The sequence below is a fragment of the Mucilaginibacter aquatilis genome, from assembly GCF_009755275.1.
Lineage (GTDB): Bacteria > Bacteroidota > Bacteroidia > Sphingobacteriales > Sphingobacteriaceae > Mucilaginibacter > Mucilaginibacter aquatilis.
The window spans coordinates 95,958-116,655 of sequence record NZ_WQLA01000006.1 but is presented as its reverse complement, the minus strand read 5'-3'; the positions used below and the strand labels follow the sequence as shown (position 1 = coordinate 116,655).

20 protein-coding genes are annotated in these 20,698 nt (G+C 41.9%); 18 read left to right on the top strand and 2 right to left on the bottom strand.

Annotated elements, in window-relative coordinates:
* Positions 1 to 183 precede the first annotated feature (183 nt).
* Positions 184 to 1,998: a translational GTPase TypA gene (gene typA / locus GO816_RS14900; protein WP_157542736.1), complete on the top strand. Its 1,815-nt coding sequence runs from the start codon at positions 184 to 186 to the stop codon at positions 1,996 to 1,998.
* 69 nt (positions 1,999 to 2,067) lie between these two features.
* On the opposite strand, the gene GO816_RS14895 is transcribed toward typA, so the two are convergent.
* On the bottom strand, positions 2,068 to 2,742 hold the full coding sequence (locus tag GO816_RS14895) for an FkbM family methyltransferase (protein ID WP_157542735.1): 675 nt from the start codon (positions 2,740 to 2,742) through the stop codon (positions 2,068 to 2,070).
* A gap of 122 nt (positions 2,743 to 2,864) precedes the next feature.
* On the opposite strand from GO816_RS14895, the gene GO816_RS14890 reads away from it, so the two are divergent.
* Genes GO816_RS14890 through GO816_RS14875 form a run of 4 tightly spaced genes read left to right on the top strand, consistent with a single transcriptional unit; the run spans position 2,865 to position 6,551 of the window.
* The gene (locus GO816_RS14890) at positions 2,865 to 4,202 is read left to right on the top strand and encodes a flippase (RefSeq protein ID WP_157542734.1); all 1,338 of its coding nucleotides are present in this window, start codon (positions 2,865 to 2,867) and stop codon (positions 4,200 to 4,202) included.
* Positions 4,199 to 4,846 carry an FkbM family methyltransferase gene (locus GO816_RS14885; RefSeq protein WP_157542733.1) on the top strand — a complete coding sequence of 216 codons (648 nt, stop codon included), beginning with the start codon at positions 4,199 to 4,201 and terminating at the stop codon, positions 4,844 to 4,846. The genes GO816_RS14890 and GO816_RS14885 overlap by 4 nt, the downstream gene beginning before the upstream one ends.
* A gap of 4 nt (positions 4,847 to 4,850) precedes the next feature.
* The gene (locus GO816_RS14880; RefSeq protein WP_157542732.1) at positions 4,851 to 5,624 is read left to right on the top strand and encodes a class I SAM-dependent methyltransferase; all 774 of its coding nucleotides are present in this window, start codon (positions 4,851 to 4,853) and stop codon (positions 5,622 to 5,624) included.
* A 12-nt stretch (positions 5,625 to 5,636) separates the two neighbouring features.
* Complete coding sequence (locus GO816_RS14875; protein ID WP_157542731.1) at positions 5,637 to 6,551, top strand: glycosyltransferase; 915 nt, start codon at positions 5,637 to 5,639, stop codon at positions 6,549 to 6,551.
* 507 nt (positions 6,552 to 7,058) lie between these two features.
* Here GO816_RS14875 and GO816_RS14870 read toward each other — a convergent pair.
* Positions 7,059 to 7,805, bottom strand: a complete 747-nt coding sequence (locus GO816_RS14870) for a class I SAM-dependent methyltransferase (RefSeq protein WP_157542730.1) — start codon at positions 7,803 to 7,805, stop codon at positions 7,059 to 7,061.
* Between the two features lie 111 nt (positions 7,806 to 7,916).
* Between GO816_RS14870 and GO816_RS14865 the strand changes: the two genes are divergently transcribed.
* The 13 genes from GO816_RS14865 (at position 7,917) to rfbA (ending at position 20,678) form a co-directional block, all read left to right on the top strand.
* Positions 7,917 to 9,209, top strand: a complete 1,293-nt coding sequence (locus tag GO816_RS14865) for a glycosyltransferase family 4 protein (RefSeq protein ID WP_157542729.1) — start codon at positions 7,917 to 7,919, stop codon at positions 9,207 to 9,209.
* A complete protein-coding gene (locus GO816_RS14860; protein WP_157542728.1) occupies positions 9,202 to 9,954 on the top strand; it encodes a glycosyltransferase family 2 protein in 753 nt (250 codons plus the stop codon). Before GO816_RS14865 ends, GO816_RS14860 begins: the two co-directional genes overlap by 8 nt.
* Positions 9,955 to 10,055: 101 nt before the next feature.
* Positions 10,056 to 11,060, top strand: a complete 1,005-nt coding sequence (locus GO816_RS14855; protein WP_157542727.1) for a glycosyltransferase family protein — start codon at positions 10,056 to 10,058, stop codon at positions 11,058 to 11,060.
* 15 nt (positions 11,061 to 11,075) lie between these two features.
* Positions 11,076 to 12,095 carry a DUF6427 family protein gene (locus GO816_RS14850; protein ID WP_232336592.1) on the top strand — a complete coding sequence of 340 codons (1,020 nt, stop codon included), beginning with the start codon at positions 11,076 to 11,078 and terminating at the stop codon, positions 12,093 to 12,095.
* Positions 12,096 to 12,140: 45 nt separating this feature from the next.
* Positions 12,141 to 12,833 carry a phosphoribosylformylglycinamidine synthase subunit PurQ gene (purQ, locus tag GO816_RS14845; RefSeq protein WP_157542725.1) on the top strand — a complete coding sequence of 231 codons (693 nt, stop codon included), beginning with the start codon at positions 12,141 to 12,143 and terminating at the stop codon, positions 12,831 to 12,833.
* Positions 12,834 to 13,577, top strand: coding sequence for a type III pantothenate kinase (locus GO816_RS14840; RefSeq protein ID WP_157542724.1), 744 nt, complete (start codon positions 12,834 to 12,836; stop codon positions 13,575 to 13,577).
* Positions 13,570 to 14,895 carry a hypothetical protein gene (locus GO816_RS14835; RefSeq protein ID WP_157542723.1) on the top strand — a complete coding sequence of 442 codons (1,326 nt, stop codon included), beginning with the start codon at positions 13,570 to 13,572 and terminating at the stop codon, positions 14,893 to 14,895. The genes GO816_RS14840 and GO816_RS14835 overlap by 8 nt, the downstream gene beginning before the upstream one ends.
* Positions 14,896 to 14,920: 25 nt before the next feature.
* Positions 14,921 to 15,460: an LPS export ABC transporter periplasmic protein LptC gene (lptC, locus tag GO816_RS14830; protein ID WP_198171532.1), complete on the top strand. Its 540-nt coding sequence runs from the start codon at positions 14,921 to 14,923 to the stop codon at positions 15,458 to 15,460.
* Between the two features lie 90 nt (positions 15,461 to 15,550).
* Entirely contained in the window at positions 15,551 to 17,656 is a 2,106-nt protein-coding gene (locus GO816_RS14825) for a peptidylprolyl isomerase (protein ID WP_232336591.1), read from the top strand.
* Between the two features lie 70 nt (positions 17,657 to 17,726).
* Entirely contained in the window at positions 17,727 to 18,242 is a 516-nt protein-coding gene (locus tag GO816_RS14820; protein WP_157542720.1) for a DUF2480 family protein, read from the top strand.
* A gap of 108 nt (positions 18,243 to 18,350) precedes the next feature.
* Positions 18,351 to 19,193, top strand: coding sequence for a DUF3108 domain-containing protein (locus tag GO816_RS14815; protein WP_157542719.1), 843 nt, complete (start codon positions 18,351 to 18,353; stop codon positions 19,191 to 19,193).
* 7 nt (positions 19,194 to 19,200) lie between these two features.
* Positions 19,201 to 19,764 (top strand): DUF3109 family protein, encoded by a 564-nt coding sequence (locus GO816_RS14810; RefSeq protein ID WP_157542718.1) that lies wholly within the window; start codon positions 19,201 to 19,203, stop codon positions 19,762 to 19,764.
* Between the two features lie 44 nt (positions 19,765 to 19,808).
* Complete coding sequence (rfbA, locus tag GO816_RS14805; RefSeq protein WP_317163643.1) at positions 19,809 to 20,678, top strand: glucose-1-phosphate thymidylyltransferase RfbA; 870 nt, start codon at positions 19,809 to 19,811, stop codon at positions 20,676 to 20,678.
* Positions 20,679 to 20,698 lie beyond the last annotated feature (20 nt).

Here is a 20,698-nt window from a genome sequence, read left to right as displayed (position 1 = left end):
GTCGATTATCTTTACCAGGCACAATTGGCAGGAAGATAGTTTAATTACAGCTGATTTGTAAAACCGCTATCTCACCTTAACTCCTTGTTTATTAATTATATTCACAAATTTGTAAAAAGCAGGCAAACCTTTTAAATGCAACAAATTAAGCGTATCTTTGCGCAAAATTTAAGAGGCATTTTCATGCAAAATCAAATTCGTAATATTGCTATTATAGCACACGTTGACCACGGTAAAACTACTTTGGTTGATAAAATCCTTCATAGCTGCGCCATTTTCCGCGATAATCAGGAAACTGGAGAGCTTATCCTCGACAACAACGACCTGGAGCGTGAGCGTGGTATTACCATCGTATCAAAAAACGTTTCTGTTAGGTACAAAGATGTAAAAATCAACATTATTGATACCCCTGGTCACGCCGACTTTGGCGGTGAGGTTGAGCGTGTGTTAAAAATGGCCGACGGCGTATTGCTGTTGTGTGATGCTTTTGAAGGTGCAATGCCTCAAACCCGTTTTGTAACTCAAAAGGCTTTGGCTTTAGGCTTAAAACCTATTGTAGTTGTAAACAAAGTTGACAAAGAAAACTGTCGCCCTGAAGAGGTTTATGAGCAAATTTTTGAATTGTTCTTTAACCTTGATGCTACCGAAGAGCAATTGGAGTTCCCGGTTATTTACGGTTCATCAAAACAAGGTTGGATGAGCACCGACTGGAAGAAAAAAACTGAGGATATATTCCCATTAATGGATGCTATCCTTGAAAACATTCCACCGGCTCCTTATAATGAAGGTACTTTGCAAATGCAAATTACTTCTTTAGATTATTCATCGTTCGTAGGTCGTATTGCCATTGGCCGTGTTGCCCGTGGTACCATTAAAGAAAACCAACCGGTATCTTTAGTTAAACGCGATGGTTCTATCCAAAAATCACGTATTAAAGAACTTTACACCTTTGAAGGTTTAGGTAAAGTCAAAGCTACGCAGGTTAACGCCGGCGATATTTGTGCTGTAGTAGGTATTGAAGGTTTTGAAATTGGTGATACCATTGCCGATTTTGAAAAACCGGAGCAATTAGAGGTTATCAAAATTGATGAGCCTACTATGAACATGTTGTTCACCATCAATAACTCACCTTTCTTTGGTAAAGAAGGTAAATTTGTTACCTCACGCCACGTACGTGACCGTCTGTACAAAGAGATGGAGAAAAACCTGGCACTTAAAGTAGTTGAAACCGAATCTCCGGACTCTTACTTAGTATACGGTCGTGGTATTCTTCACTTATCAGTATTGATTGAAACCATGCGTCGCGAGGGTTACGAATTGCAGGTTGGCCAGCCACAGGTAATTGTTAAAGAAATTGACGGTGTTAAATGTGAGCCTATTGAGGTTTTAACTGTTGACGTGCCTGGTGATGTTGCCGGTAAAGTAATTGAGTTGGTAACTCAGCGTAAAGGCGAGTTGTTAGTAATGGAGCCAAAAGGCGATTTACAGCACTTAGAATTTGAAATTCCATCACGTGGTATTATTGGTTTACGTAACAACGTATTAACTGCTACTGCTGGTGAGGCTATTATGGCGCACCGCTTCAAAGCTTACGAGCCTTGGAAAGGTAATATTCCTGGACGTGCAAACGGTGTATTGGTATCAATGGAAACCGGTAAAACAACTGCATTCTCTATTGATAAATTACAAGACCGCGGTCGCTTCTTCGTTGATCCGGGTGTTGATATTTACGAAGGTCAAATCCTGGGCGAGCACATCCGTGATAACGACTTAGTTGTAAACCTGGTAAAAGGTAAACAATTAACCAACATGCGTGCATCAGGTAGTGATGACAACGTTCGTATTGCACCGGCTATCAAATTCTCATTAGAAGAGTCAATGGAGTATATTCAGGCTGACGAGTACATTGAGGTTACGCCGCAGAGCATGCGTATACGTAAAATTTACTTAACTGAAAACGAGCGTAAAATCAACGCTAAAAAGTTTGTTAATCAATAACGATTAATTAGCATATAAAACAACAAAACCCTGGCAATAGTCGGGGTTTTGTTGTTTTATATATAGCATCTATACTTGCTTAAATATCAGTGTACGCAACGTTTTGTTAACAATACGGTATCCTTGGTCGGCTAAAAAACTATGTGCTTCAGAAGCATCGAGGTGGCTGAAATTGTTGTCAACATCCTCTACCAATACAAATTTAGGGCGATATTTATCCCAGTTGTTTGATTGTAGTACTTTTACATCAAGCCCGGCTACATCAATACTCATAAAATCAATAACAGATTGTCCGGCCGGCAGGTACTGGTCTAAAACCTCGGCCAGGGTGTAAATTTCTACTTCGGCGGTTTCAACCACATGAAAGCTGCTTGAGTCTTTATCACGTTGGCGGGCAGTAGGTTCATCAAAAGTATTATAGGCCGAATCGTTAAAACAATAAAGCGTTTGTTTGGAGTGCGCTTGGCCTATACCTACATTGAGGTTTATATCGTTTTCGCGATACTGGTTAAACAGTTGTATGGCACTAGGCGTAGGCTCAATGTTAATACCGTGCCAGCCTTGCTCATAAAAGTGCATGGTATTTGAAAACCGGAACGGGTGGTAAGCACCAATGTCAATAAAAAATCCTTTATAGTCTTCATAACCGGGCGTTGCTTCTTTCAACAAAGAACGCAGCAGCATGTCTTCACCATCTTGTGAGTACGAATGCAATGGTTTGAAATATGGATGGTCGGTTGTCATATGTAAACTAATGTGTGTAAAGGCAAAAAAGCATAAAATATCTTAAAATTTAGCATCATCCTTAAGCATAATGCATTTTAAGTGAGCGTACAATCACACATTTTATACATTTGCAGTAAAATATGCGCATACCCAGTATTCCCGGATTCGATCAGCAGGCTTTTCAAAAGTATTTTAAGAATACCGGTATGCTTATGATGGCGCGCGTTGGCAGCATGGTTATAAAGATGGTTGTCAATACATTTGTGCTATCCAGTTATTTAGGGCCAACGCAAAATGGTATACTCAACTACCCCATGACTATTGTAGTTTTCTCAATGGCGGTAGCTGCCCTGGGCTTAGATGGCTTCGTTACCCGCGAGCTTATCAATCACCCTGAAAGAAAATTTACACTGTTAGGTACCGCCTTTTGGATGCGCTTGCTGGCAGGCATAGTTACATTGCCATTGGTATATGTAGCTTATGAGGTTATCACTCACTTCAAACATCTTAATACGCCGTTCACGTTTGTACTTATTGTGGCGTTTACAGCCATTATACAGGCATTTAATATTATTGAAAGCTACTTTCAGGCTAAAGTGCAAGCCAAGTATATTATGTATGTGCAGGTGGCAGGTAACCTAACCTCGGCAGGCATTAAACTTACCTTGGTGCTTTTACATATGCCCTTGTTGTGGTTTGTTTGGGCGTTGTTGTTCGATGCTGTAATTATTGCAACAGGATACATTATTGTTTACCACAGCACGCATAACCGTATAAATGAGTGGAGGTATAAAGCCCCGGTGGCAGCATATTTATTCAAAAAATCGTGGCCCCTGGCATTTTCGGCTATATTGGTATCTATTTATATGAAAATAGATCAGGCCATGATCACCAGTTATCTTGGCGAAGCACAATTGGGTATATATTCTACCGTGGTAAGCTTGAGCGAAAGTTTTTACTTTTTACCGGTTGCAGTAGTAACATCTGTGTTTCCGGCTATAGTTTATGCCCGGAAAACAGATATTGACCGCTACTATAAACGCCTGCAAAATATGTATGACCTTATGGTCATCATAAGTCTTTCGGTAGCCATTTTCATGACCTTTGCTTCATCCTATATTTATAAAATAGCATTTCATAATCATCCCGAATTTTGGTCCGGAGCGCCGGTTTTAGCGGTACACGTGTGGGCGGGTATATTTGTGTTTTTAGGAAGCGCAAGCGGTCAATACCTTATTGCCGAAGGTTATTTTAAGCTATCAATGCTGCGCACAGGGGTAGGGGCATTGGTTAACATTGTGCTTAATATATACTTCATTCCAGCGTATGGAATCATTGGTGCTGCTTATGCAACGCTCATAGCCTATGCGGTAGCTACGTTTTTTATATTGCTTGTACCAAAAACTCGTGGTCAGGGAGTACAAATGTTAAAATCTTTATTCTTAATTTCACTTTTTCAAAAAGCATTCAATCGTTGAGCAATTTATCGTTACTTATAGATGTTTTGAAGCAACCCAAAAGGTTGCGCTCGTTGTTGTCGTTCAATAGCAAAGGTTATTTAGATAAAATTGGCTGGTTTAAAGCTTTTGATAGCCAATCACCTGTTGATGAGCGCGGGAATCCTATTCCATGGGTTACTTATTCTTTTATAGACTTTATAAAGGACCGCTTAAAACCCGAACACGCCGTATTTGAATTTGGCTCGGGTAATTCAACCATATTTTATGCGCAGCGCACCGGTATTGTGGTATCTGTTGAGCATGATAAGGAATGGTTCGACAAAATAACATCTACAAAGCCCGATAATGCCGAAATGATTTTTTGCGAATTACAGCGCGACGGTGATTACTGCCGTATGCCGGTAAAACTGGGCGAAGAGTTTGACATCATCATTGTTGATGGCCGCGACCGTGTGAACTGCTGTATACAGGCCGTTGAGGCTCTTTCGGCAAATGGTGTTATCGTGCTCGATGACTCGGAACGCCCCGGCTACCGAGATGGTATTAATTACCTGCTGGATAAAGGCTTTAAGCAGATACCGTTTAGTGGAATATCGCCGGGCTTGTTTTACTATAAAACCACTACCGTATTTTATAAACCCGATAACTGTTTAGGAATATAACTTAATGGCCGATGATAAGCTGAGCGGCAACGTAAAAACTGCCTACGACGAATTTTACAAAACGCACGACGAGGCCTGGCGCATGCTGGGAGCAAAGTACAAAGCTCAGCATATTATCGAAGTATGCAAAGGCCGCACGTTTGCCAAAGTGCTCGAAGTTGGCGCCGGCGATGGCAGTATTCTCAAAATACTTTCCGAACAAAACTTTGCTACTGAATATCATGCTGTCGAAATTTCGGATAGCGGCGTGGAGTATATTCAATCGCGCAATATTGGCAACTTAAAATCAGTACAGGTGTTTGATGGTTATCATTTGCCTTTCGCTGATGACAGCTTTGACCTTATCGTCCTCTCGCACGTACTTGAGCACGTTGAACATGAGCGCATGTTACTCCGCGAACTCAAGCGTGTAGCAAAGATGTGTGTTATCGAGGTTCCGCGCGATTATAAGAAGAATGTGGATGGGCGCATTAAGCATTTTTTGGCTTACGGACATATTAATGTTTATACGCCAACATCGTTACGTTACCTGCTGCTAACCGAGGGTTTTAAGGTGGAAGCAGACCTTACCTCCATGATAGAACCGGAGGTAACTAAATTCAATACTTACATAAACCAAAAAAAGCCTAAAAGCTTTGTGACTGATTTGAAGATTACTACGGAGTTTATGGTTAAAAGTGCTGTTGGTGCCTTTTTAGGCAAAAGTAAGCAGGAAGAGTTGGCTAACGCTTACACTGTGCTTTGCAGCAAAACTGATAAACAAGCCCACATTTTTTAGCCCTCATAAGCCATGCAAAACCTGGCACCCATAGCCCTCTTTGTTTACAACCGGCCCGAGCATACGCGCCGCACCATTAGCTACCTGCAAAAAAACCAGCTTGCCAATGATTCGCGCCTTTTCATTTACTCGGATGGTGCTAAAACAGAGGCTGACAAGGCAAAAGTTGAAGAGATACGCCGCTACGCACAAACGGTTACGGGCTTTAAATCGGTAACGGTTATTAAGCGCGAAACTAATATAGGCCTTGCCAACTCCATCATCAGCGGCGTAACGCATTTAGTAAATGATTACGGCAAGGTTATCGTTTTTGAGGATGATTTGCTATCATCGCCCTATACCCTTCAATACTTTAACGAAGCTTTGGACCGATATGCGGCTAACGAGGAAGTAATGCATGTTGGCGCCTACATGTACAATCTTAAAGCGCAAGGCTTAACGCAATCCTTTTTTTACCGTGCTGCTACCAGTTGGGGCTGGGCTACCTGGAGCCGTGCCTGGAAAAACTTTGAACCCGATGTGGATAAGCTCATACAACAGTTTGATAAGGCTAAGATCAACCAGTTCTCGATAGAAGGCACCATGAATTTCTGGAGGCAAATACAGCAGTTTAAAGCTGGCAAAAATAACTCATGGGCTATACGCTGGTACGCTTCAATCTTTTTAAAAGGCGGCTTAACGCTCAACCCGGCGCACTCGCTCATTCAAAATATTGGGCATGACGGTACTGGGGTGCACTCCAATAATGAAGATATTTATCAGGTGCAGGTTAGCCGTCAACCGGTAACGTGGTTCCCATCGGTATTGCAAGAAGATGAAAAGGCTTATTCTGCTATTAAGCAGTTTTTAAAGAACAGGAAAGGTAGTTTGTGGCAGAGAGGGGTGAGGTTTTTGAAGCAAGTTAAAGAGAAGTACTTGAGTAAATAATCTTGTTTTAAGTCTCCCATGCAAACTTGCGAGCCTAACGCTTTCCGCTCAATTGCCGCGGGGGCTGTTACTTTGTCATAGCCACAAAGTAACCAAAAGGCCTATTCATCGCAATCCCTGCCCCCCGCACAGGCAGCTCCTGGCCGGGTGCGCTGAAATCCCCGCGCTCTTTGAATAGTTAATGAGAGAAAATATAATTCTGTGAATTCTAAAAAATTCGTAAATTCTAATTCAGATAAAAGCACTGACCTAACATAACCCTTCTTACGCGGCATCAGTGTTTTGCGGGTAGTACAAGCCCAAGTTGAAGTACAGCACTAGCGTAGCAAATAAACGTAGCCGCAAGTTTTCTTTTGGTTACTTTTCTTTTGTATAAAAGAAAAGTAACATCCACAGGCTTGGGTGCAACTACTTTACCTATACTAACAGGGCACTGCACAGAATAAAAGCATAAATGAAAAGTCGAACAAAGTTTCTTCCGATGGTCGAAATAACAAGTTTAATAGGCTACCTAACCGCTTTTACCACAATATAAGGCGATAACCCCTTACTCTCTACAGGCATAACCTTAGTAAACACCTTTCCTGCAAACCACAAAGCCTTCAAAAAACCTTTCGTCAAACCACTTTGCTGTTTCATGTTTTCGAGCCATATAGAAAAGTGGCCATAGTAATAAGCCTCCACATTTTTCAAGCCTAACTCTTTACAGTAATTGGCTAGTAAACCGGGATTCATGCTGTTGATGTTGTGCTTGTTATAATTGTCCATATCGTAGGTGCGCTGTACCCAGCCGTTTACCCCGGTAAAGTTTGGTAGGGTAATAAACAGCGTTCCGCCTGGTTTTAAAAAGGTGAGGTGACGAGCAATGATATCTTTGGTATCGTTAAAATGCTCAATTAATCCGCATGATAGTACTAGGTCGTACTGCTCCTGTGGCTCATGTTTGTACAGGTCGCCCTCTATAACCTTTACATCTTGTTGGGTGAGCTGGTTGGCGGCCAACACCTCTTTCAGGATAGGCTCATGTACATAAAAATCAAACAACGAAGTTTCCAGCCCGAAGTATTTCTTTAAAAAGATGGCGTAATAACCCGGAAAGCCACCTAGCTCAATGGCCGATTTGATAGGTTTCTCGGCAAGCAACTTTTTAAATAGTTGGTGAAAAGTGTAGTTGGCAGGCACCTGGAAAGCCAGTCCTGTTTTTGATTCCCAGTAATTAGCCCAGAATTTGCGGTCGGTGAGTTCGTTGCTCATTTGTATTGCAAATAAAAGAAAAAAACCTCACCCAGCCTTCTCCAGGTGAGAGGGAGTTAAATAATGAATGAGAATCAATTTTAAGTACTGATAAAATGTATTTTTGAAGCCATGTTAAAGGTGGTGCACATAAACACGTATGATGGTAATGGCGGAGCCGGCCGGGCCTGTTTGAGGTTGAACCGGGCTTTGCTTGCTGAGGGGATAGATTCGAAAGTAGTGGTGCATTACAAGTTTGGTAAAAACCCATCAATACTAACTTTTAACTCCAACATTATACAAAAGGCATATACAGCCGCTACAATTATTGCCGAACGGATATTGGCTAAGCGTGTGCTTAACCCCAGCAAGCGTACGCCGTTTTCATTCACCTGGTTCGGGCGGTCGGTTATTAACCAACCTGATGTTAAAGCAGCCGATGTGATACACCTGCACTGGATTAATCACAGTTTTTTAAACCCGGCACATTTAGCCGAGCTGGCTAAACTTAACAAGCCCATCGTTTGGACTTTTCACGATAGCAATGCCTTTACCGGTGGCTGCCACGTACGTTACACTTGCGATCATTTTCTGCGCGAATGCGGCCATTGTCCATTGCTTAAAAATCCGGACGCTAATGATGTTTCGCACAAAATTTGGGAACAAAAAAATGAGGCTTACAAGCAGCTAAACATTAATGTGGTAGCACCCAGTTCGTGGATGCTCGATTCAGTTTTGAAAAGCAGTTTGATGCACAATAAACCTGCCGTGCAAATTCCGAATACGCTCGAAACAGATGTTTTCAGGCCGATTGACAAAGCCGAAGCCAAACGTAAATTAGGCCTGCCTGAAGAAAAGTTTATTTTCCTCACCGGATTTATGCCTTCGCGTAAAGATCTGCATAAGGGGGCCAGCTACCTGATGGAAAGCCTCGAGCTGCTTAAAACCCGTCTAGGTGCAAAAGCTGATAACGTGGAGCTGGTGGTGTTTGGCAACCGCGATGCGAAGAACGTACCCGAGTTTCCGTTCACGACTAACTTTTTAGGAACTATAAATGATGATGAAAAGCTGGCTAATTGCTATGCCGCGGCAGATGTTTTTTTGATTCCGTCGTTAGAAGATAATTTGCCTTATACCGTGATGGAAAGCCTGTCGTGCGGAACACCGGTGGTTGCTTTTACTACGGGCGGCATACCCAATATGGTTGAACACGGTTACAACGGCTACCTGGCCGAATACCGTTCATCTGAAAGTTTTGCCGATGGGATGGATTGGGTAATTCATCATCCTGATAGAAATATGCTGCAACAACAGTCCCGGCAAACGGTAATGGAAAAGTTTTCAGAACAGGTGATAGCGCAAAAGCACCTGCAATTGTACAACCGAGTTCTTGGCAAAACGCAGGAGGAAGGGCCGCATGTTTAACTCCAAGCTTAGTGTTATTACCATTGTATACAATAACGTGCAGCACATTGAACGCACACTTCAATCGGTAATTAATCAAACTTACACTAACATTGAGTACATTGTTGTGGATGGCTTGTCTACTGATGGCACGCGTGAGATTATCTATCGATATAAAGACAAAATAGCCACGCTTATAAGCGAGAAAGACAATGGCATTTACGATGCCATGAATAAAGGTCTGGCTTTAGCTACAGGTGATTATGTAATTTTTATGAACTCGGGCGATACTTTTTACGCGCCTGATACTGTTGAGCAGGTTTTTTCTACGGCACCCGATGCCGATATTTACTATGGCGAAACCGAAATGATGGACGAGGCCGGGAACAACCTGGGCCAACGTCGCCACAAGGCTCCAAAGCAATTTGGGTTTGAAGATTTTAGGTATGGCATGAGCATCAGCCACCAAGCCATTTACATAAAGTGTGCGTTGGTACAACCTTACAACCTTAAATACCAGCTAAGTGCTGATATTGATTGGATACTGCAGGCCGCCAAAAAGGCGAAGAAAATAGTGAATGTTAATCGCTACGTGGCTAAATATCTGGTAGGAGGCATGTCTAAAAAGAAGCATCGCCAAAGTTTGATGGAACGCTTCGATATCATGCGCAAGCATTACGGGTTATTGCCTACTATTTTTAATCATGCGGTTATTGCCTTTAACCTGGGTTGGTACTGGCTACTGCATCGCCGTACAAATGATTAACATATAAGTTATGGTTTGTTAAAAGTAAGTTTATACTATTGCAAACGCTTTAATGCAAAACCCGTTTATATTTGCTAAAGCGGCATCTGCTTTAAGTTATAATGAAAATACTTTTTGGCATACAAGGTACAGGAAATGGACACATTAGTCGTGCGCGTGAAATTGTGCCTTTATTACAGCAGTATGGCGAATTAGATTTGATTGTAAGCGGCACTGAGGCCGAAGTGTCATTATCACAACCGCTGAAACATCAGTTTCACGGCTTTAGCTTTGTGTTTGGTAAAAAGGGTGGCGTTGATAAATGGGAAACGTATAAGCGCATGAACCTGTGGCAGTTATACCGCGATATTCATAACCTACCGCTTAAACAATATGACCTCATTATAAATGATTTTGAACCTGTAAGTGCCTGGGCCTGCCGTTTGCAAGGTATACCATCAGTGTCGTTAAGCCACCAGTGTTCATTTATTTCGCCTAATACTCCCCGCCCGGCCCGCTGGAATTATGCCGAATGGCTGTTCAAATATTATTCGCCTACCACACACCACATAGGTTTTCATTTCGATAGATACGATTCTTTCATTCACACCCCTGTTATTCGGAGTGAAATACGCCAGCTGGAGCCTTGCAATAAAGGTCATTACACCGTTTATTTGCCTGCATATGATGATAAAACGCTGGTAAAAATGTTAAGTCAGGTAAGCGAAGTGGAGTGGCATATATTTTCTAAACGACAAAAAAAGCCTTACCAAACCGGTAACATACATATTTGCCCAATTGATAATTTAAAGTTTAATCAAAGCATGGCCAGTTGTGAGGGTTTGCTTACCGGCGGCGGTTTTGAAGGACCTGCCGAGGCGCTCTTCCTGCAAAAAAAGGTGATGATGGTGCCTATGAGCGGTCAGTATGAGCAACGCTGTAACGCACTGGCAGCATCAAAACTTGGGGTACCTGTAATTGCAAGTATTAACAGCCATGCCATACCCCACATAAAAAACTGGATCCAAAGCAGTAATCAAATTAAGGTTGATTTTCCTGATGAAACTGCACAAATTGTTGAGGACATGGTTAAGAAATATACGCGTCCGCAGGCTGTTTTAGCTTAAATATTTTTGATAATATTGCCTGTTGAAATTCAGGCGTGCATGATTGATATTTTCAGGAGGTTTAATCCGCTTAATATTTTGTGGCTGGCATTACTGCTAATTATTTTGCGGGGAGCTTATCTGCTATTTGGTGATGCCGTTCCGGACGAATACCCATTACAATTAGCCGAGCCTTTTTTTAGAGCACTACTTCCGTTAGCAATTGTTAAAACCCTGCCCGCTTACTTAAGCATTTGGGGTGCGGCACTGGTTGTGCTTATACAGGCTATATTAATTAATTATTTAATTAACGCCTACAATCTTTTAGGGCGGCCCAGCTTTTTACCTGCTTTAATGTACGTAGTACTATCGGGTCTTTTTACACCATTTTTGGTTTTAAGTGCACCTTTATTGTGCAATTTTGTAATCATTTGGATGTTGTTTAAGCTGTTTGAGCTTTACAAAACTGACGACTCAAAAGCTCTGGCTTATGACCTGGGTATGCTGGTGGCAGTAGGTTCGCTATTATATTTTCCGTTTACCTACTTTTTGGCCGTGGTGTGGATAGGTTTGATCATTTTTCGTCCGTTTGATTGGCGCGAATGGGCGGCTACGCTAATAGGTTACCTTACCATCTTTTTCTTTATTGGCGTCGTATATTACCTTACCGATAAGTTGCCTTACCTGTATAGAATATGGCTACCCTTGGGTGCCAAGTTTGCGGGGCCGCAGGTTTTAGATAAGTACGACTTCCTGTCGCTTATTCCGGTTATAGCCATATTTGTTTTAGGAACCCTCAAACTGCAGGAAAACTTCTTTAAAAGTTACGTGCTTATACGCAAAGCGTTTCAGCTGTTTTTCTTCATGGTACTTATTGCATCGGTATCATATTACGTGCGGCCAATGTTTGGGTTAAGCCATTTTATACTATGCGTGGTACCCGCTGCAATATTTTTTGCCTATTATTTTTTGTACGCAAGCAAGCGCTGGATGTATGAAACGCTGTTTTTTTTACTGATTACCAGTATAATTTACTTCCAGTTTAACACTTTTTAACTTTTACATTCGTTCATGTTCAAGCGGTTATATTAGCTTTGTAGCATGAAATTTGGTGTAGTTATATTCCCCGGCTCAAATTGCGACGAAGATATCATCTACGTTTTGGAAAAAGTTATGGGTCAGCAGGTGGTTCGCCTATGGCACAAAGACCATGATCTACAAGGCGTTGACATGGTAATTCTTCCGGGCGGTTTCTCTTTTGGTGATTACCTGCGTTCTGGCGCTATTGCCCGGTTTTCGCCTATTATGCAGGAGGTTATTCAATTCGCTGCTAAAGGTGGTTACGTAATGGGCATTTGTAATGGTTTCCAAATACTGGCCGAAGCAGGTTTAGTACCGGGGGCATTATTACATAATAAACAGCGCAAATTTATTTGCCGTAATACCTTCCTGGTATCGCAAACTAAAAATTCACTTATTACGTCACAAATTGACGAGCAAAAAGCGCTTAAAATTCCTATTGCCCACGGTGAGGGTAATTACTTTGCTGATGCCGATACCTTACAATCATTAAAAGATAACGACCAGATTTTATTCCGTTATAGCGACGAGGCCGGTAATATAACCGACGAAGCCAACCCTAACGGATCATTAGAGAACATTGCGGGTGTATGTAACCTAAACCGCAACGTATTTGGTATGATGCCTCACCCTGAGCGTGCTGCCGATACATTGTTGGCTAATGAAGACGGCCTGGCAATTTTTGAATCAATACTGAGCCTGGTTAAAGCCTAAATGGCCCAACTGGTAATCGATATTGGTAACACGCTTACCAAAATTGCTGTTTTTGACGGTGAGGAATTAGTAGGAGCGGGGCATTACCCGGTAGTTATGGATGATGATCTTGGTCATCTCTTTATTAACTACTACATCACCAGTGCCATTATATCAACTGTAAAAAAGGAAGTTGAGCCTTGGGTTGGCTATTTAGAGCAACGCTGCAAGGTGACGTATTTTAACCGCGAGATGGCTTATGGCATACATAACCATTACCGCACACCACAAACATTGGGAGCCGATAGGCTGGCAGCAGTTTTAGGTGCAAAAAGCCTCTACCCCGGTAGTGATTGCCTGGTTATAGATGCCGGAACCTGCATAACCTATGATGGTATAGATGCCGCCGGTAATTACTATGGTGGGAGCATATCACCAGGTTTACAAATGCGGTTTAAAGCATTGCAACACTATACATCCGTTTTGCCACAGGTTGAAGCTGATGCCGGGTTTGATAAATTTTATGGCGATGATACCGTAACGGCCATACGTTCGGGTGTGCAAAACGGCATTTTATACGAAGTGCTGGGGTTTATACAAAGCTACAGCAAGCAGGCAGAAAGCCTCAATATTATACTAACAGGCGGCGATAGTGTTTTTTTGGATACTGTACTAAAAAACAGCATCTTTGCCGGCTATATTAAAACTGAACCGTACCTGGTTCTCAAAGGATTGAACGCAGCTATACAAGAGCATAATGATTAAGCATATAAGAGCAGGTTTTACTTTTTTATTTACCACAGTTGCCCTGGGTGCAATGGCGCAGTCAACCGCCACCACCAGTTCGCCATACTCACAGTTTGGCCTGGGTGATATTAATACCGGCCTGCTGCCGCAAACCCGTGCTATGGGTGGTATATCAACCGCTATAAATAAAATTAATGGCTACAATACCATCAATCTGCAAAATCCTGCGTCTTACGGTTCTATCAATCTTACAACAATTGATATTGGTGTTTTAGGTAGTTTTTCAACACTTAAACAAAACGCTGTTAGCAGCCAACGGAACGGTAACTTCAGGCTTAGTCACTTTAATTTTGCTGCGCCGGTGAGCAAGCGCTCGGCTTTGAGTTTTGGTTTGGTACCATATTCTGAGCTGGGTTACAATTATCGCCAAAGCATACCCAACTTCGGTACCGGCAGTCCGGCCGATACTAGTGCCGTTAATTACATATACAGTGGCGATGGAGGCCTATCAAAAGCTTACGCCGGTTATGGGTTTGGCATTGGCAGGCACATATCTTTTGGCGGTAACGTTTCTTACATTTTTGGTAACCTGCGCAAGTTCCGTTCAACCGAAATACCTTCTATTGGCAACAATCTTAACTCACGTAGCGAACGTAGCAACAGCATAGGCGGCGTAAACTTTGATTACGGTACACAAGTTAACTTTGATTTTGGCGATGAGCGCGAGCAACATCTTGTTTTTGGTTACTCAGGTTCGGCATCAAGTACGTTAAACTCAAAGGTAACGAACATAGTAAGCCAGTATAAAACATCAGCGCAGGGTGATGAGTCTGCAGCGCTTGATACACTTTCAAACCAGGTGCTTAATGATGGTAAAATTAAGTTGCCTTTAATGCATCACTTTGGTATATCATTCCAAAAAGATGGAAAGTTTTTAATTGGTGCTGATTATAGCATTGGCAACTGGTCAAAACTAAGCATACCAAACAGTAGCGAAGTGTTGCGTAATAGCCAAACCCTAAACGTTGGCGGTCAGTTTACGCCTAACGGAAATGCATTACATAATTATTTTGCTTTAATTGATTATCGTTTAGGTTTCAGATACGATAAAACCTATATCAACGTTGCTAATACAAATATTAATCAGTACGCCGGAACGTTTGGTTTAGGTTTGCCTTTAGCACCAAATGGTGGTACGTTTTATAAAATAAACATCGCTGCCGAATATGGTCAGCGTGGTACTTTAACAAACAATCTGATTAAAGAAAACTTCTTCAATATTCACATAGGCTTCACGCTTAATGACATCTGGTTCCGTAAATACAAGTTTGATTAATACCAGTCCTTTGCTAAGGAGCTGCATGCTGTTTGCCTTAACCGCGGTAGTATTGTTTAGCTCTTGTGAAAACGACCTGAAAGCCATTCAGAAAATTTCGGCGCAGGAGGTTAGCAAACCTGTAAGCACTACTACCGGCCTTGATATTATAACGAGCGATTCGAGCAAAGTAAAGTTTCATTTAACAAGCCCGTTAATGCTTGAGTATAACGAAAAGCATTATCAGGAAATGCCTAAGGGAGTTAAGATCACTTCTTACGATGCAAACCGTAAACAGGATGGCGAAATTACGGCTGAGTATGGCATACGGCGTGAAAATGAAAATATAATTGAGCTGCGCAGAAATGTGGTAGCCAAAAATGCACAAGGCGAAACTTTTAAATCTGACGAGCTTTTTTGGGATATGGGTAAAAAAACAATTTACTCTAACAAACCCGTTCAATTAAGTTTTGCCGATGGTACAATACTATACGGAACGGGTGCAAATACCAACGAAAGTATGTACCCCTGGACCATCAAGAATACCACCGGTCAAATTCCAGTCAATCAAAACTTTGGGCAGTAATTTTTGTTTCGCAATTTTTTAGTAAAAATTGTATCTTGCGCCCTCTTTTAAAAGAAGTAAAATTTATTTTTTATAGGTTATATGGGTATCATGAGTTTTTTGCGCGAGCGTATGGGCACGATTTTGGTCGTGATCATTGGCGTTGCGCTTTTTGCCTTTATTGCAGGTGAAGTAATTACATACGGACGCTCGTTTATGAGTGGCGACCGCAATACATTAGGCGAGGTTGCCGGCGAAAAAATTGCCTACGAGCAGTACATGGACAAGGTGAAGCAAAACACCGAAATGTTTATGCAGCAATCTGGTCAATCCAGCATCACTCCGCAAATTACCGATTACGTTCAGGAGAATTCCTGGAACCAGGCAGTTGGCCAAATCATCCTGAAAAAGGAACTTGAGAAACTTGCCATAGTTGTAGGTACCGATGAGACCAAGTCAATGGTTAGCGGTAACAACGTAAGCCCTCAAATTGCCCAGTACTTTACCGATCAAAAAACAGGTCAGCTGAACCGTCAGGCGTTGAATAACTTTTTAAGCCAGATGCAGAGTGCTAAACCAAACGATCCGATGATACAGCAATGGAATGCCCTTGTTGCTTCATTAATTGAAGGTAAAAGAAGCGAAAAGTATTTTTCACTTGTAAGTAACGGCTTGTACGTTAACTCGCTTGAGGCACAAGATAGCTACGAGGCTAAAAACAAACTGGCTAAGTTTACTTATGTAGAATTGCCTTACAGCAGCCTTGCTGACAATAAAGTAAATATTACAGATAACGACTACCAGGCTTATTACGATGAGCATAAAGGTCAGTTTAAAAACACTCAGGAGCTTCGTAGCTTTGAGTATGTAAGCTTTAATGCATCACCTTCAAAAGAAGATACTGCTGCTATCAAAACTCAGGTTGAAAAATTAATCCCTGAATTTAAAGCAAGCACAAATGATTCGTTATTTGTACAGGTAAACTCAGAGGATAAAGCACCTTTGGCTTACCAGCGTAAGGGACAGTTAGAGCCTCAGCTTGATTCTGTTATGTTTACTGCAGCGCCAGGTTTTGTTTACGGCCCATATGTTGCCAACGGCAGCTATAGGATTGCTAAGCTGGTTGATAGCCGCGTTGGTCCTGACTCGGTTAGTGCACGTCACATATTAATTAGTGCAGCTACCGCCGGTGGTATTGATAAAGCACGTGCAAATGCCGATTCATTAAAGAAATTAATTGAAGGTGGCCGTCCGTTTGCCGAACTGGCTAAAAACTTTTCAGAAGATAAACAGTCTGGCGAAAAAGGTGGCGACTTAGGCACCTTTGGTCGTGGCGCAATGGTTCCATCATTTGAGGAAGCAGCGTTTAACGGCAAGGCTGGTGATTTAAAAATTGTTGAATCACAATTTGGCGTTCACTTAATTAATGTGTTAAGCCAAAAAGGTTCATCAAAAGTTGTTAAGGTGGCTACAGTTGATAAACCATTAGTTGCCAGCAACAAAACACAATCAGGCGCTTACAGCAAAGCTCAGGCATTTTTAGGTAGCGTGTCAAAAGATAATTTTGGTGCTGAAGCTAAAAAGCAAGGTTTTGCCGTACGTAATGCCGATGATGTTACCGGTACAGCATCAGCGCTTCCGGGATTGGATAACGCACGTGAATTAGTGAAATGGGCGTTTAACAAAGCCGAAAAAGGCGATCTTGTTGACCAGGTTTATACCCTGGGCGATCAGTATGTAGTTGCTCACTTAACTAAAGTTAAAGAAGAAGGCACTTTATCATTAGCTGATGTTAAAGATCAAATTAAACCAGAGGTTTTACTTCAGGTTAAAGCTAAGCAACTAAGTAGCAAATTGTCATCAGCTTTAAATGGTGCTTCAAACATTGCGCAGGTTGCTCAAAAAGCCGGAGCCAAAGCAGTTCCTGTTGAAAACATAGTTTTTGCTAACCCGGTAATTCCTGGCTTATCATTAGAGTATAAAGTTATTGGTACTGTGTTTGGTATGCAGCCTAACAAAATTTCAAAACCTATTGATGGTTCACATGGTGTTTATGTGGTATCGCTTAACAGTTTCCAGAATCCACCTGCGCTTACCAATACCGTTCGTGAGAAACAACAGCTTTCACAAGCAATCACTCAGCAGGCTACCGGCCGCTTAATTGAAGCTTTGAAAGATAAGGCCAATGTAAAAGATTACCGTTATAAGTTCTTATAACAAAAATTGAATTAATTTTATATCCGGAAATGGCGCGTAGCTGTTTCCGGATTTTTTATTTAAAGGAGTTATGGAAATTCAGGAGAACTTTATAAACAAGGTAGCACAAAGCGGATTGGTTACACTCGATCCTGCTGACTTTTACCCCGAAGGCGAACGTGTAATCTATGACATAAAAGGTAATCTCTTTATGGAACTAATTTTGAAAGAAAAGGATTTCAGAGAGTTTGTTAAAGGGCATGATTGGTCACAGTATACAGGCAAAAATGTAGGTATAACCTGCACTGCCGATGCTATTGTACCTGCCTGGGCATACATGCTACTGGCCAATCGCATGGCTCCATATGCTAAAGAAGTTGTATTTGGCGATATGGACGTACTTGAAACCGTACTGTTTGAGAAGCAAATAAGCAAGGTTGACTTTGAACAATACCGTGATCAGCGCATTGTATTAAAAGGATGCGGTGATATACCCGTTCCAACATCGGCGTATGTTGAGTTAACAAAACGGCTTACTCCGGTAGCCAAGAGTTTAATGTTTGGTGAGCCTTGTTCAACAGTGCCTATTTATAAACGTAAGGACTAAATGCCGGTTGCGTTCTGCTGTTTAATACAAGCAGCGGCACATTTGTTAACATTAAACCACCGCCCTGCATAAGTGTCATAAATGTGAGGTATTCTTATTTTTTATGAAATGACAGGTTATACTACATATAAACAAACGAGTACGGGTGGTCAACCACTTGCATTAAGTAAGTTGCGGTTATTGTTGCTTATTACACCAATTTTAATTGCTTTTACTTTTAGTGTATATGCCCAGTTACCAAAGTTGCCCGAACCGGCCTTTAAGGCCGGTGAAGAACTTAGCTACAAGTTGAAGTACGGCTGGTTCACTGGTGCTGAAGCTCATTTACGAGTTGCCGAAACAGATACGAAATTTGAAGGGGGCAAGCCAGCTTGGCATATTATAGCCGACGGTAAAACTGCCGGAACTTTTGATGTTTTTTATAAGGTACGCAACCGGTACGAAACCTACATTGACCGTAGCACCCTTTTGCCTTACTACTATACCGAAGACAGGCACGAGGCAAAATATAAGCACCAGGATAAGGTGGTATTTGACCATCAAAATGGGAAAATAACGGCCAATAGCGGTACTTACCCATTTAGCGGGCAGGTTTTTGATTTTCCATCAGCCTATTATTTTGCGCGTTGTTTAGATGTGTCGAAACTAAAGGTAGGAGAGACCTTCCAGCTGAAATATTTTTTAGATAATGCAGTGCAGGCCATGACCATTACTTACCTCGGTAAGGAAACAGTTGATTGCTCATTAGGCAAGTTTAGCTGTTTAAAGTTTAATCCTACTATAATACCCGGCCGCATATTTCGAAAGAACAGTAAATTGTATCTTTGGGTTACCGACGATGGTAACCGGATACCCGTTAAAGCACACGTTGAATTGGTTGTAGGTAGTGTAACCATGGACCTTACAGCCGCTAAAGGACTTAAATACCCTTTAAATCCTATAAAGAAGTAAAACAAAAATGATTGAAGTTGGAAGCACCCTGGTGCACGAAGATGTAGTTAACGAAAACTTTGTTTGCAACCTTAATAAGTGCAAAGGAGCCTGTTGTATTGAGGGAGATTCGGGCGCTCCGCTTGCCGCTAATGAGTTAGATATACTCCGCGATATCTATCCGAAAGTAAAGCCCTACATGACAGCCAAGGGCATACAGGCAGTTGAAGAACAAGGCACACATGTAACCGATTTTGAAGGCGATTATACTACCCCATGCGTTGATACAAACAAGGAGTGCGCTTACGTAACCTGGGAAAACGGAATTACCAAGTGTGCTATTGAGAAGGCATGGGAAGAAGGCCAGGTTGATTGGCGTAAACCTATATCATGTCATTTATACCCTATACGTATAACCAATTATCCGGAGTTTGATGTGCTGCACTATGACCGCTGGAATATATGCAGCCCGGCGTGCAGCTTTGGTTCAGAACTTAAAGTTCACGTTCACGAGTTTTTGAAAGAACCACTGATTCGTAAGTATGGCTCGGAGTGGTACCAGGAGCTTGAAGATAAGGTAGCAGGTGTGTAAACCTTTTCATATATTAGGCGTATAAAACATACAAAACTCTAACTGTGAAAGGAATTATACTTGCCGGAGGTTCCGGTACCCGTCTGCATCCGCTTACACTGGCTGTAAGCAAGCAGTTGATGCCGGTTTACGATAAGCCAATGATTTATTATCCGCTGTCGGTGCTTATGCTGGCCGGGATTAAGGAAATATTGATTATCTCCACTCCGCATGATATGCCTCAGTTTCAGCGCTTGCTGGGTGATGGCTCACGTATTGGCTGCCGCTTTGAATATGCGGTACAGCCCGAGCCAAACGGACTTGCGCAAGCTTTTGTAATAGGTGCCGATTTTATAGGAACTGACAAGGTTGCTTTGGTACTTGGTGACAATATTTTTTACGGCGACGGTCTTTCAAAACTACTGCAAACCAGCAGCGACCCTGAAGGAGGTATGGTGTTTGCCTACCAGGTTGCCGATCCTGAACGTTACGGTGTAGTTGAGTTTGATGAAAATAATAACGCAATATCTTTAGAAGAAAAGCCAACTGAGCCGAAATCTGACTTTGCCGTACCTGGTTTATATTTTTATGATAATGATGTGGTGGAGATAGCCAAAAATATAGCACCATCACCGCGTGGAGAATATGAAATTACCGACGTTAACAAGGAATACCTTAAGCGCGGAAAATTAAAGGTTGGTATTTTGAGCAGGGGTACAGCTTGGTTAGATACCGGCACTTTTGCATCACTTATGCAAGCCGGACAGTTTGTACAAGTGATTGAGGAACGCCAGGGCATTAAGATTGCCTGTATTGAAGAAATAGCTTTTCGTATGGGCTTTATTGATGCTGAACAGCTTGCCGAAGTTGCCAAGCCGCTTACCAAGAGTGGTTATGGGCAATACCTCCTTAAATTAATAAAGGGTAAGAAATAAGATAACTAAATAGCTTAAGT